At 48.5% G+C, this 18,284-nt stretch carries 10 protein-coding genes; 7 read left to right on the top strand and 3 right to left on the bottom strand.

The features are described from left to right. Positions 1-97: 97 nt before the first annotated feature. Positions 98-2,518 carry a TonB-dependent receptor gene (locus HB364_RS00050; protein ID WP_167285864.1) on the bottom strand — a complete coding sequence of 807 codons (2,421 nt, stop codon included), beginning with the start codon at positions 2,516-2,518 and terminating at the stop codon, positions 98-100. A gap of 250 nt (positions 2,519-2,768) precedes the next feature. Between HB364_RS00050 and HB364_RS00045 the strand changes: the two genes are divergently transcribed. Further along, positions 2,769-3,404 carry a carbohydrate-binding family 9-like protein gene (locus HB364_RS00045; RefSeq protein WP_167285863.1) on the top strand — a complete coding sequence of 212 codons (636 nt, stop codon included), beginning with the start codon at positions 2,769-2,771 and terminating at the stop codon, positions 3,402-3,404. Positions 3,405-3,423: 19 nt separating this feature from the next. Here the strand turns inward: HB364_RS00045 and HB364_RS00040 are convergent, their stop codons facing one another. Next, positions 3,424-3,777: a DUF488 domain-containing protein gene (locus tag HB364_RS00040; protein ID WP_167285862.1), complete on the bottom strand. Its 354-nt coding sequence runs from the start codon at positions 3,775-3,777 to the stop codon at positions 3,424-3,426. Between the two features lie 219 nt (positions 3,778-3,996). On the opposite strand from HB364_RS00040, the gene HB364_RS00035 reads away from it, so the two are divergent. The 6 genes from HB364_RS00035 (at position 3,997) to HB364_RS00010 (ending at position 14,232) form a co-directional block, all read left to right on the top strand. Next, positions 3,997-4,548, top strand: coding sequence for an RNA polymerase sigma-70 factor (locus tag HB364_RS00035; protein WP_208419824.1), 552 nt, complete (start codon positions 3,997-3,999; stop codon positions 4,546-4,548). Between the two features lie 85 nt (positions 4,549-4,633). Then, positions 4,634-5,782: a FecR family protein gene (locus HB364_RS00030; RefSeq protein ID WP_167285860.1), complete on the top strand. Its 1,149-nt coding sequence runs from the start codon at positions 4,634-4,636 to the stop codon at positions 5,780-5,782. A gap of 228 nt (positions 5,783-6,010) precedes the next feature. After that, a complete protein-coding gene (locus HB364_RS00025; RefSeq protein WP_167285859.1) occupies positions 6,011-9,439 on the top strand; it encodes a SusC/RagA family TonB-linked outer membrane protein in 3,429 nt (1,142 codons plus the stop codon). 10 nt (positions 9,440-9,449) lie between these two features. Further along, on the top strand, positions 9,450-10,898 hold the full coding sequence (locus HB364_RS00020) for a RagB/SusD family nutrient uptake outer membrane protein (protein WP_167285858.1): 1,449 nt from the start codon (positions 9,450-9,452) through the stop codon (positions 10,896-10,898). Positions 10,899-11,005: 107 nt separating this feature from the next. Beyond that, on the top strand, positions 11,006-11,944 hold the full coding sequence (locus HB364_RS00015; protein WP_167285857.1) for an ABC transporter ATP-binding protein: 939 nt from the start codon (positions 11,006-11,008) through the stop codon (positions 11,942-11,944). Beyond that, positions 11,941-14,232, top strand: coding sequence for a Gldg family protein (locus HB364_RS00010; RefSeq protein ID WP_167285856.1), 2,292 nt, complete (start codon positions 11,941-11,943; stop codon positions 14,230-14,232). Before HB364_RS00015 ends, HB364_RS00010 begins: the two co-directional genes overlap by 4 nt. Positions 14,233-14,423: 191 nt before the next feature. On the opposite strand, the gene HB364_RS00005 is transcribed toward HB364_RS00010, so the two are convergent. After that, the coding region (locus HB364_RS00005) for a YDG domain-containing protein (protein ID WP_167285855.1) at positions 14,424-18,284 on the bottom strand (3,861 nt) is incomplete at its 5' end.

The raw sequence follows: 18,284 nt of genomic DNA, 5'->3' as shown, positions 1-18,284 counted from the left end.
TGACAGCGGGTGCAATCCGGTTTGCAGGCGGGATGTCTGGAAAAAGAAAAAGCCCTTCGGATCATTCCGAAGGGCCCTGTTGGACGGTGTATCTGTATTAAAACTTGTAAGCTATACTCACCAGGAAGTTGGCTGATTTCTGCGGCCGTGCATAAAAGCCATCACTTACCCAGTACTTTTCATCAGTCAGGTTATTGGCCTTAATACTGAGGCGGTATTTGGGTTTATTGTAGAAAATAGTGGCATCTATTACGGTGTAAGACGGCAATATAAAAGTGTTGGCCGTGCTGTAGTAAGCGTCTGACACATACATGGCGCCGGCGCCGAAACCCAATCCTTTCACATTGCCTTTAAGGATGCTGTAGCTGACCCAGATATTCCCTACATGCCTGGGCGTTCCGGCAGCACTCTTCCCTACAATGCTGGCGGCCGCTTTTTTGAACTTGTTTTCATTGTATCCATAATTAGATACAAAGTTGAAACCGGGGAAAGGATTACCAAGCACTTCCACTTCCACACCTTTGCTTTCCTGGGTGCCATCCTGTACAGAATAGGCCGGATTGGTAAGGTCGGGGCGTATACTGTTGGTCACCTGGATATCATAATAGCTGATCGTGGCATTCAATTTACCACGCAGCAGGTCCAGTTTTACACCACCTTCCAGTTGATTGGCCTCCTGTGGCTTGAACTCAGATACTTCACCGGTAGGCGGTTGAGGGCCATTGGCCACATTCTTAAACCCATTCATATAGTTGGCAAATATGGCCACCTGGTTTTTGACAGGCTGGTACACGATACCAAACTTGGGCGAGAAAGCGGTTTGCTCATAAGCGCCGCTCACCACCTGTGTAAGGTTGTTTGTATTTCCCTTGTTCACGAAACGGTCTACCCGCAGGCTGGCCATTACCAGCAGGTAATCGGTAATATTCAGCACATCGGAAAAATAAGCGCCGTATACATACTGCTTGTTCAGGCTCAGGGGCGCATTGGTGGCTGCCAGCCGGTCATCTACCTGTTGTACCCGTATGTCTTTAACCGGGGGCGTTACGGTATTCACCGTATCCAGGTTTAAGAAATAATACTTGAGGTTGCGGTACTGGCCCAGGTAATCAAGTCCCACTACCAGGCGGTTACGCATATTTCCGATCTTGAAATCGCCGGTAAAATTTTGCTGTACCTGCTTACGCCCCAGCTTATCCGGAGAGTGAACGCCTATGCCTCTTGCCACCGTCGTATCGGTGAGCCAGGTAAGGTTGAAATAATAAAGGTCATTGTATTCACCGGTGCCCCACGCATAATTCGTGGTTGAGGTCCAGCTATCGGATATCTTGTATTCTGCCTGGGCAAAAATATTGTTGGATGCCTGACGGCCGGTAAATGAATTGTCTATCAGGGAACGTTTATAACCTAATTTCAACTGATCGTAGGATTTCACGTTTACATTATTACCAACGATCCAGGCAGAGCTGGAAGTACCCCGGAAATTCTGCATATCTGCATCGAGGCGCAGGGTCAGCCGGTCATCTACCTTATAGGAAAAGCTGGGAGCGATCATGAAAGTAGTGCCATGTCCCTGGTCCTGGAAACTGTTTTCCTTCTGGTAAGCCATATTCACACGGAAAAGCAGGCTTTTGTCTTCATTAACAGGCGTATTGAAATCAGCCGTGAGGCGGCTCAGGTCATAACTGCCCTGCATATAGGATACTTCACCACCCAGTCGGTCATACGGCTTTTTGGTAATATAATTCACCAGGCCACCAAAGGAGATCATGGAGGCGCCGAAGAGTGTGCCGGAAGGACCTTTAATAGCCTCTACACGTTCTACGGTAGCAAGGTCAATAGTAGTGCGGATAAAAGTGGCCATGCCATTGCGCAGGTTATCACTGGTGGTGAAGCCGCGTGAGAAAAAGGCGGGAATGCCGGCGCCGGTTTTGGCAGGTGCAGCACCCGGTACGTTCCGGAAGGCTTCATCAAGGGTGAGGGCTACCTGCTCGCGGATCAGTTCCTTGTCCACCACGCTGTACACCTGCGGGTTTTCCAGGTTGCCAAGCGGAAGGCGGGCGATACTGTTACTTTTCTTCCGGGAAGAGATCGAATACTTATCACCTACGATCAATACTTCATTGAGGGCCTTTGCACTTTTGGCCAGGGTAAAATCAACAATGGCTGTTTCACCGGGCTGAAGGGTCACCGTTTTTTCCTGTGGCTCCTGGCCTACAAATGTTACGGTGAGCTTATAAGTGCCGGCTTCGAGGTTCTCGAATGTATAAAGGCCATTCTTGTCTACGCGGATGCTGGCGCCGCCTGCTAGCTGCACGGTGGAATACTCTGCCGGCAGGCCATCACTGGTAGAAACCTTTCCTTTAATAACGCCTTTCGTCTGAAAGTCGGTGAGGGTTCCAATGGCGATAGGGCTTGGATTGGCCATTACTGTATTGGTGCTGAACAGGCAGATGGCCAGTGCAGTAGCAATAGGGGTTGTACGGAAGCTGGTGAGCTTTGGAGAGCGTCGTATCATATCAGTGTTTTGATGTGCTTTTTGAAAACAGGCGCGAAGGTAGCGGGCAGGGGGGCGAGCTCATTTACGCAAAGCGGAAATCAGTTTGTTACTGCAGGAATTTCTGCTATAGAGGCCGCAGTGGTATTACATTTAATCGTATTGTTTAGGGATGGTTGGTCGCTGTTTCCCCCGGCGGCATGCAACCGATTGTGCAAAATTGTGGCGCTTGCACGCAGGCTGTGGAGGTTATGAGTAACTTTAACCGGTTATGAAACAATTAACTGTTACGCGCATTGCCATCAAGGATACCCAGAGTACTTATGAACAGGAGCAGGTACTGAATGCTTTACCAAAGCAGTCCATAGAAGAAGTTCCCTGGAAGACCTATCCCTATAAACCTACTGTGCAGTTTGCTGCAGGGTACAATGACACGCACCTCTTCCTGAAATATTTTGTAACAGAAAAAGTCATCCGGGCTGTGAACAGTGTTGTCAATTCGCCCGTATGGCAAGATAGCTGTGTGGAGTTCTTTATCGGCTTTGACGAAGCCGGTTATTACAACTTTGAATTTAATTGTGTGGGTACGGCCCTGGCAGGTTATGGCCCTTCAAAAACAAAGCGCAACTTATTGCCGGAGCCCATCGTGCGGCAAATTGTTACCCGGGCCTTCATCGCCCGGCAGCCCAACAGCAAGGGCATACAATGGGAACTGACCATCTGTATTCCGCTTACCACCTTCATTCATCATCCCTCACTAACCCTGCTGGGTCTTCAATGCCGGGGTAATTTTTATAAGTGCGGCGATCTGTTGCCGGAACCTCACTTTGTAACCTGGTCGGCCATTGAGGCGGCAACGCCCAACTTTCACCTGCCGGCCTACTTCGGACACCTGCATTTTAAATAGGTGCAGGGGATACTATTCTTTATTTTAGATGCTTTTGCACCAATTGCCGCAAGGCAATGGCATGATTATACTCCTCATTCTTTGAGGCAGTCAGGAAGGTCACGGTTTTGTGTTTCCGGATATCCGACAACAGCTCTTGCAATGCATCCGATCCTTCGATCTCCGCATAATATTTTTTACAAAACGCCTCCCACTTTGCGGGTTCATGATTATACCATTTGCGCAGTTCGGTGGAAGGGGCGATATCCTTCATCCATGTATCCATCGGCGCTCCTTCTTTGGTAAACCCGCGTGGCCATAACCGGTCAATCAAAATGCGGTAGCCATCTGCCTTGGCAGCAGGCTCATAAATTCTTTTGGTTTGAATTTTCATAATGGCATGCCCTCCTTTAGCTTTCAAATAAAAATATAATATTATCTGTTCTTTTCAAACAGTGCTTGTACCTGAATTGGCATTATCTGGCTTTTGTGTACTAAATTTACCCGCCTGTTCAAACTACCATTCTGTTAAATCTTTCCTGACGATTTATTGTTTTATGCTGCGGCTGCTTGTCTGTCCCGGGCTCCCTGTATGTATGAGGAACTAAGTGATATGGAACTGGTGCAATTGCTGAAAAGCAATGATGAAGCGGCTTTTAATGAAATTTATAAGCGCTTCCAGGGATTGCTGTATGTATACGCCTGCCGGATCACCCGGGAGGAAAATGAAGCAGAGGATATTGTACAGGAAGTGTTTATCTATTTATGGGATAAACGAACTACCCTGATGCTCACAGATTCCCTCGCCGGCTGGTTGTACCAGGCTGTCCGCTATCGCTTCTTTGATCGCCTCGACCGCCGGAAAGTACGCACCGATCACCAGGCATCCTTGCAGGATTTTCTTGATCAGGGCGCTTACTGCCCCGATGAATATCTACGTGAAAGAGAACTGGCGCAGCTTATTGAAAAAGGCATTGCTGCCCTGCCTGCCAAAATGCAGGAGATCTTTGCCCTGAGCCGCAAAGAACAACTTTCCCATAAAGAGATCGCCTCCCGCCTACACCTATCTGAAAAAACAGTTAAGAACCAGGTACATAACGCCTTGCGTATTTTGAAAACACGCATCAGCATGCTTTTCTCGCTCATCTTACTTATCAAATTATAGCTGTTATCTTTTTTTTAATACTGGCTGGGCCCTCCGGTCTTTTCAACCTACACTATACAAACCTTGTGGTTTTCATACGGCGGACATGAAAAAATACAACCCGGAAGAACTTATCCAGAAATACCTTTCAGGCAATTGCACGGCGGAAGAAAAAGCCCTCGTGGAAAGCTGGCATCTGAAGGAGCTATCAGAGAGCACCCATTTCCCGGCTGAAGAACAGATCAATGCTGTTCATCAGCGCATGCAGTCGGCGCTGGCGCAGCATATCCAGGCTTCCCGGCGCAAGCCTGTTACCCGGCGGTTATGGTTTCGCGTAGCGGCTGCTGCGCTCCTGATAGGGATCTTTTTTATTGGTGTGGTGCTATATCGTGTCCCATCCCCGACTGATACCTCAACGCTTACGGTGCAGCCTGTCATTCTGCCTGGCCATGATGGCGCTACGCTCACACTGGCCGATGGCAGCAAGGTAGTGTTGGACAGCCTCGGCAATGGCCTGCTTACTACACAGAACGGAACTAAAGTAGTATTGAATAATGGACAACTCACTTACCAGGCAGACGGTGCAACTGCCACGGCTGTTGTGTACAATACCATTAGTACGGCACGCGGACGGCAGTTCAAAGTGACCCTGCCCGATGGAAGCCAGGTATGGTTGAATGCTGCTTCCTCCCTGCGTTATCCGACTGCCTTTGTTGGCAATGAAAGGAACGTGGAGATCACGGGCGAAGCTTACTTCGAAGTGGCGAAAAACGAGCAGATACCGTTTAAGGTGAAGGCCAATGGCCGGATGGAAATACAGGTATTAGGCACTCATTTCAACGTGAATGCCTACGAAGATGAAGAAGCTGTAAGGACCACCCTGCTCGAAGGCAGTGTGAATGTAACGGCGATTGAGCCCACTCGCTACTCGCCACTCACCACTCGCCGGCTTTCACCCGGACAACAGGCGCAATTAAGTAATAATCAATTATCAATAATCAATAATACCGATATCGAAGCAGTAGTCGCCTGGAAGAATGGCGTATTCAATTTCCAGGATGCTACCCTGGAGAAAGTAATGCGGCAACTGGCGAGGTGGTATGACATTGAGATCGTTTATGAAAAAGACATCCCCGACATCGCTTTTGAAGGAGAGATCAACAGGCAGAATGAGCTGGCGGATGTGCTGCATAGCCTGGAACGCCTGGGCGTGCATTTCAAACTGGAAGGACGTCGCTTAACAGTATTACCCTAACCACTAAATACCCAATCCTATAATCGTAGACATTTAATTTCTTATTAAAACGAACAAAGATGAGCAGCTAATTTTTCAAGAAGAGCCCATAAAAAAAGTCGCCTGAGCCAAAGCTTCGGCGACCGGTGCCTGCCATGGTGCGAACATGGAAGGCAGCGTGTCTGGGCTTTTTACAACAAATTTTCCTGGTTAGAAATCATTATTGCAACCCAAAACACTACTAAAGTTATGAAATTAACTTTTATTCCTGTTTTGCGCAGCCTTGCCGTGTGCCTTCACCGGTATGGCTGTACAGAACAACTGCTTATGATCGTGCGATTCAGGGGCAACGTCTCCCGCACGGATAGCAAAAATATATTGTTAGCTATGAAAATAACGGCTGTTATTTTACTGGTAGCCTGCCTGCACGCTTCGGCCGGAAGCTACTCGCAGAGTGTGACACTGAAGGCAGACAATATGCCCCTGAAAGAAGTACTTTCCGAGGTGAAAAAACAGACAGGGTATTCCTTCTTTTTTAAAAAAGGTTCCCTCGACCAAACAAGGCCGGTGACCCTGCAGGTACAGCATATGCCCCTGGCAACCTTCCTCGATTCGGTACTGAAAGACCAGCCGCTGAAATACGAGATATCTGTAAAGACCATTACACTCTTACCCAATCCTCCGGCCGCAATCAGTTATGATAGGCAACAACAAAGATGGGCAGCATTCCGGGAGATCAAAGGGGCTGTTACCGGTGATGGCAATGCGCCACTGGTAGGCGCTTCTGTAAAGATCAAAGGCATGGATGCAGGTACCTATACCGATGCCAATGGCCGCTTTACCATCAATGCAGAACCCGGACAGGTGCTGGTGATCTCTTATATAGGTTATAAGGACAAGCAAATAAAAATTACGCAGGAAACTACGCTCAGCATCCGCCTGGAACTGGCAGCCTCCTCTATGGATGCAGTGGTAGTGAATAAAGGTTATTATACCGAAAAACAACGGCTCTCTGCCGGCAATGTGGCTACAGTGAAAGCGGTAGATATAGAAAGGCAACCGGTGAGCAACCCGCTGGCAGCTTTACAGGGAAGGATACCTGGTATGGTCATCACCCAAAATACGGGTATGCCGGGCAGCGCTTTTACGGTGCAGCTCCGGGGACGTAACAGTATCAAATCAGGCACCGATCCCCTTTACATCGTAGACGACGTTCCTTACCCTTCCACCATGCTGAATAGTATGCAGGGCGCCAGGAATGATGTCACCCTCGGCGGAAGCCCCCTGGGCTTTCTGAATCCACAGGACATTGAATCCATCAACGTATTGAAAGATGCAGATGCAACAGCCATCTATGGTTCCCGTGGCGCCAATGGCGTAGTGCTCATCACCACCAAAAAAGGGAAGGCCGGTAAAGCCCAGGTCAATGCCAATTTCACCCAGGGTGCAGGCTCCATTGGTCACTTTATGAAACTGCTGAACACCCGCCAGTACCTCGATATGCGCTATGAAGCATTCAGGAACGACAAAGTGGATTGGAGAAGCCCCACTGTGTACACGGCTGTAGACCTGAAATCTTATGATACAACCCGCTATACCGACTGGCAAAAAGAACTGCTGGGCGGCAAAGCTGAATATACCGACGCACAGCTAAGTATATCAGGGGGGAGTGCCAATACACAATACCTCATTGGAGGCAGCTATCACCGGGAGACAACCGTATTCTCCGGTAATAATGCTGCCGATCAACGGGGCTCACTTCATTTCAACGTCAATGGTATTTCCAATAACCAAAAATTGCGGGTATTCCTCACAGGTGGATATTCCGTTGACAACAACGTCCTGCCCAGGAACGACCTGACCGACTATGCGCTCAACCTTCCTCCCATTGGCCCCGCCATCTACAACCCGGATGGTACGCTCAACTGGGCTGGCAACAACTGGCAAAACCCGATGGCCAGGTTCAGGGCAAAATTCAAACGCAAAACGAACAACTTCATCAGTAACCTGGTGGCCAGCTACCAGATCATGAAAGGACTGGAATTCAGGTCTACTTTCGGTTTTACCCAGATGCTGGTCAATGAAACCTCTACCACGCCCATTTCTTCCTACAGCCCTACTTCGGGTGTTCAGTCAGGTTCGGCCGACTTCACTACGTTTACCAATACCACCTGGCTCATAGAACCTCAGTTGAATTACACCAGGGATATTTGGAAAGGAACGCTCAATGTGCTCGTAGGTTCTACCATCCAGCAAAACACTACCAGCGGCTTAATGGTCTATGCCACCGGCTTTGTAAGTGATGCCCTGTTGGGCACCATTGGCTCTGCTGCCACTGTAACTCCCATGGGCAATCAATCCAGGAGTTATAAATACAACTCATTATTCGGTAGGTTGAACTATACCATTGCAGAAAAATATGTGGTCAACCTTACCATGCGCCGCGATGGGTCCGACAGGTTTGGCCCCAATAACCGTTTCGGTAATTTCGGCGCCGTAGGAGCAGCGTGGATATTCTCCCGGGAAAACCTCGTGGCCAATCACCTGCCCTTCCTCAGCTTCGGTAAGCTGCGGGCCAGCTATGGTACCACGGGCAATGACAAGATTGAGGACTTCCAGTTCATGCGCACCTATTCTGCCACTACCAGCACTCTTGTATTCCAGAACGTGAGAGGCCTGGCGCCCAACAACCTCTTCAACCCCGATTATCATTGGGAAGAGAACAGGAAGTTGGAAGCCGGCATAGAACTGGGTTTTCTGAACGACAAAATAATGACCACCGCAAGTTATTACCAAAACCGGTCCGATAACCAGCTCGTAGGTTACAGGATGCCCGCACACACCGGTTTCTCCACCATCACGGCCAACTGGCCCGCCCTCATAGAGAACAGGGGTTGGGAAATTACCCTCAACACCAATGACATCAGGCTCGGCCAGGTAAAATGGAGCAGCTACTTCAACATCAGTTGGTCACGCAATGAACTCGTGGCCTTCCCCGGCATCGAAAAAACACCTTATGCCCAAACGCTCGTCATTGGTAAGTCGCTGAACATTACCAAAGTCTACGACTTTGTGGGAATGGACACCGCCACCGGCCTTTATCAGTACAGGAACAAAGCCGGGAAAATAGTGGACGGCCTGGGCAGTAATTACCTTACTTACGGCACCGATATGACGGTATTGGTAGATAAAACGCCCGCTTACTATGGAGGTTTCCAGAACAACTTCAGCTATAAAGGATTTGAACTGGATTTCCTCTTCCAGTTTGCCAAACAGATCGGGCAGGGATACTATGCGCAGTACAATCCGGGATCAGGTTCACCCACGATGGGCAATATGCCGGTAGAAGTATTGGACCGTTGGCAGAAGCCGGGCAACAATGCTGCCTTCCCACGTTTCAATGCTACCAGGGCTACAGCCGTCAATTATACCTCTTTCAGAGATAGTGATGGGGGCTACATGGACGCCTCTTTCATCCGTCTCAAAAACGTGCAGCTCGCTTATGATTTTGCCAGGCTCATCGGCAAAAAGATCGGGGTGCAAACGCTCAGGGCCTACATACAGGCGCAAAACCTGTTCACCATCACCAACTACTTCGGTCTCGACCCTGAAAACCAGCAGCCCGTCAGCCTGCCGCCCCTGCGGGTGATCACCGCCGGTATTAAAATAACCATTTAAGCAAACAAGTATGAAAAGACTATATAAAACCATTACCGTAAGCGCGCTGCTGGCCATCCTGCTCAGCACGCACAGCAGTTGCAAAAAACTGGTAGAGCCTTCGGCGCCTACGGAAAAGATCGGTATTGAAGACGTGTATACCAATGATAAAACGGCTGCCTCTGTGCTCACCAGGCTGCTGGCAGAAATGTCCTGGGTATCAGAAGGGACCAACGGCTTTCCTATAATCCTGGCCCTTTCGGCCGATGACCTGAAAGTAGGAGCCTGGATAGACGCTACTACCGAGCGTATCTATTTCAATACCCTCAGAAGTGATCCTACTATCTGGTGGGGCAAATTGTACAACTACATCTATACTGCGAATGATGCCATGGAACAACTCAGTGTTTCCACAGGCGTTTCCGCACCCGTAAAACAATTCCTGTTGGGTGAAGCAAGGTTTGTAAGGGCTTATTGTTACTTCTACCTCGTAAACACTTATGGTCGGGTACCATTGGTGTTGACCACCGATTACCAGCAAACGATGAACCTGGGACGTGCCGACACTGTCGCCATTTACAACCAGATCGTCACCGATCTCCTCGAAGCGAAAACATTGCTGAGCAAAGACTACCTCGGCTCCAACATGCAGCCCACTACCGTCGACCGCCTGCGTCCTGTCAAGGCCACTGCTGCTGCCCTGCTGGCGCGTGCGTACCTCTATAAGGGTGAGTACGCGAAAGCAGAAGCCGAAGCATCTGAAGTCATCTCCAATGCCACTTATGGCCTGATAGACCTCAACCTGGTATTCAGGAAGAACAGCAAGGAAACCATCTGGCAGTTGCCGGTGATGCAACCCGGTGTGCACACACTCGATGGCATGACCTATATCCTGCGCAAAGTATCGCCTTCTGATCCCAATGGACCTACCTGGCAGCAGCCTTTCCTGGCCAGCGATTACCTGCTCAATGCGTTTGAAACAGGCGACCTGCGCAAAACAAAATGGATCGGCGACAGCTCCGGCTACAGATTCATCAACAAATACAAAGAATGGGATGCTACCAGGCCCATTGTAGAGGCCACCATGATGATGCGCCTCAGTGAGCAATACCTGATCCGCGCGGAAGCCAGGATACAGCAGGATAAAATGGCAGACGGCATAGCCGACCTGAATACAGTACGCCTGCGCGCCCGTGGCGCCAACCCCGGCGACCTGCCTGATCTGTCGACCGCACTGTCCAAAACAGATGCCTTGGCAGCGGTTGAGCACGAGCGTCAGGTAGAACTATTCACCGAATGGGGCCATCGCTGGTTCGACCTGAAACGTACCAAACGCCTTGATGCGGTAATGTCCGTAGCAATGCCAGCGAAAAATAACAACACCGCCCAATGGGAATCATTCCGTACCCTTTTTGCCATCCCTGCCGGTGAGATACTCAACTCGCCCGGCCTTGTGGGGCAGCAGAATCAGGGGTATTGATCTTTCTTGTATTACCCAACCAAACAAAAGCAACGGTCCGTGTGAACGGCACGGACCGTGCTTTACTGCTTTGATCATTTCAAAACCCCGACTACAAACAACAACTAATGACGAACGAGCCTATTGTGCGTGTTGAACACTTGTCGCATCGCTACAGTGCTGCCTGGGCTATCAGGGACATCAGTTTCGAGATCAATAAGACCGGCGTATTGGGATTACTGGGATCGAATGGCGCCGGCAAGTCCACCACCATGAACATCATGTGTGGTGTGTTGAACCAAACCGAAGGGAACGTGTATGTGGATGGCATTGATATGCGCAAAGAGCCTGAAGCCGCCAAAAAGAAGATCGGTTTCCTGCCACAGGCTGCACCCCTGCACCTGGACCTTACGGTAGATGAATACCTCCGGCATTGCGCCTTCATGCGCCTTGTAGATAAAAAAGCAGTTCCGGCCGCTATGAAAGAAGCCAAGGAACGTTGTGGTATTGCGCATTTCAGCAAAAGGCTGATCAAAAATCTTTCCGGTGGCTACCGGCAACGGGTAGGCATTGCACAGGCCATCATTCACAAGCCCAAACTGGTGGTGCTGGATGAGCCTACCAACGGCCTGGACCCTAACCAAATCCTTGAAGTACGGTCGCTCATCAAAGAGATCGCTGTAGACAGATCGGTAATTTTCTCTTCGCATATCCTTTCTGAAGTGCAGGCCACCTGCAAAGACATTAAAATGATCGAGAATGGCAGGATGGTCTTTGCCGATACAGTAGAAGCATTTAATAATTACATAGTGCCCAATAGCCTGGTGCTGGGGCTCGATAATCCGCCTGCCTTACAGGAGCTGGAAGCAATAGAGGGTATTACACAAGCCAGTTACCTGCATGGCAACTATTACCGCCTGCATTTTACAGGTCCTTCCGGTATCACTAAAAAAATTGTTGAACTGAGTGTGGCCAGGGGCTGGCAGTTGGCAGAGATCAGCCTGGAAAAAAGCTCACTGGATGAAGTATTCGCTCAATTATCAGGAAAAAGTACCAAACAAAAATGAAAACTACCATAAGACTTGCACGACTGGAACTAAGTACCTTGTTTTATTCACCTATTGCCTGGCTGGTACTGATCGTGTTTGCCTTTCAATCGGGACTTGCTTTCACCGACAAGATGAAACTATATGTAGGTTGGCAGGAAGCCGGCAGCCGCCTGTCTTTCATTACCTCCGCTATCTTTAGTGGGCCGACTGGCTTCTTTGCCGAAATACAGAAAAATGTATACCTGTACATTCCACTGCTCACCATGGGATTGATCAGCCGGGAAACAAGCAGCGGGTCTATCAAATTATTATTGTCTTCACCGGTTAAGATCCGGGAGATCGTGCTGGGTAAATACCTGGCCATGATGATGTATTGCCTCATGCTCATTGGCCTGCTGGCATTATTTGCGGCGGCAGGTGCCTGGTCTATTGGTTCTTTTGACTATAAACATATTATGTCAGCATTAATTGGCATCTACCTGCTGATCTGCGCTTATTCGGCCATTGGCTTGTTTATGTCGAGCCTTACTTCCTACCAGGTGGTAGCAGCCGTGAGCACATTGGTGGTGTTGGCGGCACTGAACTATGTAGGGCTCTTATGGCAGGGAGTAGACTTTGTGCGTGATATCACCTACTTTCTTTCCATCTCAGGCAGGGCCGATCAGTTGCGGGATGGATTGATCACCAGTAAAGATGTTGCTTACTTTATCCTGGTCATCGCACTTTTCCTGGGCCTTACCATCCTGCTCCTGCAGGGCGCCCGTACTGCCCGGCCCTTTCCTATAAAGATGGGCCGTTATACTTTATTTGTAGCCTGCATATTGCTCGCCGGCTATCTCACCTCCCGGCCCAAAGCAGCCCTCTATGCCGACATGACCGCCACCCAAACAAGGACCCTTACGCCCAATACCCAACACATCATCAGGTCATTGAAGGAACCTCTCAAAGTAACGACCTATGTGAACCTGCTCGATGATTTCTGGTACATGGGCATTCCCTCCGCCAGGAATAAAGACATTAACTTTTGGGCGCCCTACCAGCGTTTCATGCCCGACATGCAATTGAGTTATGTGTATTACTATGATTCATCCAGTGCAGACTGGCTATATAAATACAACAAAGGCCTGGACAACCTGGCGTTGGCACAAAAAATGGCGAAGGCCAGAGAGCTCGACCTCAAACTGTTCATGCCGCCTGCGGAGATCAGGAAGATCATTGACCTCCGCCCGGAAGAAAACCGTTTTGTGCGCTGTCTCGAATACAATGGGAAACGATCTTTCCTGCGTGAGTACGCAGGTGAAATGGATCCCAATCCCGGTGAAGCAGAATTTGCAGCAGCCATTAAACGGTTATTGGTTACATCTCCGAAAATAGCTTTCCTCAGTGGCGACAATGAGCGTTTCATTGACAGGGCAGGTGATAAAGATTACCAGGGCAGCACCGTTGCCCTTACTGTCAGAAAAAGCCTTATCAACCAGGGCTTTGATATCGTACAGCTTACGTTGGAACAGGAGGATGTGCCGGCAGACATTGCTGCATTAATAATAGCCGATCCGAAGAAAGCCATCAGTCCGGAAAAGATGCAGCGGCTGCAACGCTATATTGGCCGCGGTGGCAACCTGTTAATTGCCGGTGAACCTGGTCGCCAGTCCTTGCTCAATCCTTTACTGGAGAAACTGGGCATTCAGTTCATGGATGGTATATTGATGCAGCAGAGCAGGGATTTCTCGCCCGATCTTGTACTGGGCTACTTTACCAATGCCGCAGCCGCTTCCGGAAAAGGCTATCAGCTTTTGTGGAAAGATAGCGCACGCGTGTCTGTACCTACTGCTGTTGGCATTCAATACAACAATAACAGCCTTTATAAAGCCACTCCCCTGTTGGTTACTGATGAGCAGAAAAGCTGGAATAAGCGGGGCCCATTAAACCAGGATACAGGATATGTCCAGTTTGATCCTGCAGCAGGGGATGTAAAAAACTCGGCGCCCATTGCCGTAGCATTAACCAAAAACGTGCAGGGACGTGAACAACGTATCCTGGTCATGGGAGATGCTGATTGGATGAGTGCCGCAGAACTGGGGAGATACAATATCCGGGTGGCTAATTTCTTCTATATGGTAGAGGTGTTTAAATGGCTGACCTATGATCAGTTCCCGGTAGATGTGTCGCGTCCCCCATCTCCCGACAAAAAAATGATCATTGGCAAAGAAGGGATTACTGTCCTGAAATTTATATTCCTCGGTATAATCCCTGTGCTGTTGTTGTTGAGTGGAATGACCATACTCATTGTAAGGAAAAGAAGATAGCATACTTTCCTTTCCACCCGTTGGAAACTTGTGACTGTTCCCGTTTCAGTCCATCTACAAAGCCCGGCGATCACATCAATGGGCTTTTGTTATTGGTAGTTTTCAGAAATGGGCAGAAAAGGAACCCGGAAAAAAAGGCCGTCCCCTGTTTTGCAAACATAGGAGACGGCCTCTTTCATATTATCAATCAACTAATAAAGCTTGGATACCCTGATGGTTTCGTTATTTTTCCCTTGACGGATCTTCAGAATATAGGTCCCCGATGCTAAATTAGTTCCTACCCTGATGGATGCTCCAATACCACCCCTTGCTATTTCAACCTGCTTGCCAATGATATCATATACTTTGATCTCTACCACATCTGCAGTGTTGCTTTGGACATTTACGGTGAAATAGTTTTTGCTTACGGTTGGGTAAACCTTTACTGAAAATTTATCACTCAAAGAAGAAGTGGGAGTTTGGTCCGTCGTAACAGTCGCCGTTCTGACAGAGGTAGCGGTAGAGATTCCTACATTGTTGTTGCTGTGAACAATCAGATTTCCTCCGCCTAGTGTCTGCTGAACAGTTTTTGTGCCGTCCCAGTTACTGGAGAACCACACTCCGCCTGTATTATTGTACACAACAATACCAATCTTATCGTTTGTTCCGGGTTCACCGGCGTCAGTCATGCTTACCTGTAATGTTGAATTGCCACTAACTGGAGCGGGGCTCGATGGATTGGTGATATCTGTTATGTTTGCTTTTCCATTGAAGACTGCTGTGCGGGGAGTTGCAGTTGCATTTACAGTTAGCGATGTCATGGAATTACCTTTAATCTGGTAAACACGCATTATTCCGGCTTCCATCCGTCTGACGATAGTATTGATATGACCCTGCAAATTGGTTCCGCTCTTATTATATTTTATATTAAATCCAAAATTATTCTTTGTTCCTGCATCGCCTGCTTTCAGTCCGCTTGAATTGGTCAGCTTCAGGTATCCACCGCCAGTAATAAAGTCACCGGTTGCCTGGTATACTTCAACGACAAGCTGATTATCACCAGAAGTAGTACTTGTATAATAGCCGTTTAATTTCAGAATGATCGTGTGGTCACCCAAACCCGCTCCTGTGAAGTTATAAACAACCGTTCCGGTCTTTGTGTCAGCGCTATTAATAAGACCTATTGGTACTGTAGCCCTGTCAATTCCGTCAATATTAAATGTGATGGTAGCCTTCCTGATATCTCCCGGATAAGTATCGTAAGCAGGATCGGCCAGTGCTGCAGTAATATCCTGAATAGTGGCGCTTAATGTTAACGTTGCCGTTGTAGCGGTACCTGTTGTTGCTACCAATGTTGAGCCGGTATAAGTAATCTTTGCATCTTCTTTTCTTATAGTTAACACGCCAGTCTTAAATGTAATTATATAATTGGATGAAGTAAGGCCGCCCGGAGTTATTGTATAAGCACCAGGTGCACCAGTGGCAATAACAGGATTTGTACCAGTAGTTGCGGCAGGCGTAGTAGCAAATGTTAAACTTCCAGCAAGATTACCAGGGCCTTCACCAGGAACAAATCCTGCATAATTTACAGTAAACGAAACCGGATCGCTATACTGTGGCGAAAGGTTATCGGCTGTGATACACAGCCCTTTTTGTGTAATATTGGCAGTTGTTGTAGCTGAACTGTTCACGGTATAATTGCCGGCATCTGCTCCTGTAAGGTATAAGCCGGTTGCGGTCACGGGCTTGTTGTTGCCTACGTTCTTGCCTGTGCCTGCAGGAACGTCGTCAAACGTTGCGGTGCCACCGGAATAACTCACAATATCAGTGCCTATTGCTCCAATGAGCGTACGGGTTGCAATTGTTGCGCTGGTGGTGCCATCATATGCTTTATTGGCAACAGTTACATTTCCCGTAATAGCTTTTGCAGAAATTATACCCGTAAGGTCAGTTAAATAATGAATAGAGTAATTAAGCCCACTATTGCCATCGTTAACCACCAGGCCATACGGAGTTAATGTTTTATTTACTCCCACATTCTTGGTGTCATATTTTTGAATAGGAGGGGTGCCAATCAAATCTCCGGTTTGCAATGCTTCAACCACTGGTGCAACTCCAGAGCTGGTAGTGCCATTGTATATTCGATCATCATGCTGAGCCGTTACATGAATATCTTTTGCAGTAATTATGCCTGTTGTATTGGTTAAATAATGAATGCTGTAGTTATTGCCTCCATTGCCGTCATTGATCACGAGGCCACTTGCTATCAATGTCTTGTTTATGCCTGCATGTTTTGTATTGAAGGTTTGAGTCGGGGCTGTACCAATGGCGTCTCCGGTTTGCAGAGCATCTACTACCGGTGCAACAGCTGAACTCGTTGTACCATTATAAACACGACTATCTGTTTGGGCTGTTACATGGATATCCCTGGCAGAGATCACCCCGGTATTGTCCGGACTATAAAGAATATTGTAGTTATTGCCTCCATTGCCATCATTGATCACGAGGCCACTCGCCGTCAAGGTCTTGTTTGTTCCCACATTCCTTGTGTCATACTCCTGTGTAGGTGCAGTGCCAATGGCATCTCCGGTTTGCAGCGGATCTACTGCTGGTGCAACGCCTGAACTTGTTGTACCATTATAAACACGGTTGTCGGGCTGGGCCGCTACATGGATGTCCCTGGCGCTGATCACCCCGGTATTGTCCGGATTGTAAAGAACATTGTAGTTATTGCCGCTATTGCCATCATTGATTACAAGGCCGGAAGCTGTTAGTGTTTTGCCTGTTCCCACATTCCTTGTGTCATACACCTGAGTCGGGGCAGTGCCAATGGCGTCTCCGGCTTGCAGTGGATCTACTGCCGGTGCAATGGCTGAGCTTGTTGTACCATTATAAATACGACTATCTGTTTGGGCTGTTACATGGATGTCCCTGACGCTGATCACCCCGGCATTGTCCGGAGCATAAAGGATATTGTAGTTATTGCCTCCATTGCCATCATTGATTACAAGACCACTCACCGTCAAAGTCTTATTTGTGCCTACATTCCTTGTGTCATACTCCTGAGTAGGCGCAGTACCAATGGCATCCCCGGTTTGCAGTGGGTCTACTACTGGTGCCACGGCCGAACTTGTTGTACCATTATAGATGCGGTTGTCAGGCTGGGCCGTTACATGGATGTCCCTGACGCTGATCACCCCGGTATTGTCCGGATTGTAAAGAACATTGTAGTTATTGCCGCTATTGCCATCGTTGATCACCAGGCCGCTTGCTGTTAATATTTTACCTGTTCCCACATTCCTTGTATCGTACACTTGTGTCGGGACAGTACCAATGGCATCTCCGGTTTGCACTGGATCTACTACCGGCGCAACGGCTGAACTCGTTGTACCATTATAAATACGGTTGTCGGATTGGGCTGTTACATGGATGTCCCTGGCACTAATTACTCCGGTATTGTCCGGACTGTAAAGAATGTTGTAGTTGTTGCCGCTATTGCCATCACTAATCATAAGGCCACTTGCGATCAAGGACTTGTTTGTTCCTACATTCCTTGTATCAAACACTTGTGTCGGGGCAGTACCAATGGCATCTCCGGTTTGCAGCGACTCTACTACCGGTGCAATGGCTGAGCTTGTTGTACCGTTATAAACACGACTATCTGTTTGCGCCGTTACATGGATGTCCCTGGCGCTGATCACCCCGGTATTGTCCGGAGCATAAAGAATGTTGTAATTATTGCCGCTATTGCCATCATTGATCACAAGACCGGAAGCTGTTAATGTTTTGCCGGTTCCCACATTCCTGGTATCATATACCTGTGTCGGGGCAGTACCAATTACATCCCCGGTTTGCAGTGGGTCTACTACTGGTGCCACGGCCGAACTTGTTGTACCATTATAAATACGGTTGTCGGACTGGGCTGTTACATGGATGTCCCTGGCACTGATCACCCCGGCAGTGTTGGTTGCATAGGTAACTGTGTAATTATTACCCCCATTGCCATCGTTGATTACAAGACCGGAAGCTGTTAATGTTTTGTTTGTGCCTACATTCCTGGTGTCATACACCTG

It is taken from the genome of Paraflavitalea devenefica (assembly GCF_011759375.1).
Lineage (GTDB): Bacteria > Bacteroidota > Bacteroidia > Chitinophagales > Chitinophagaceae > Paraflavitalea > Paraflavitalea devenefica.
This window is presented reverse-complemented; position numbering and strand designations above follow the sequence as displayed.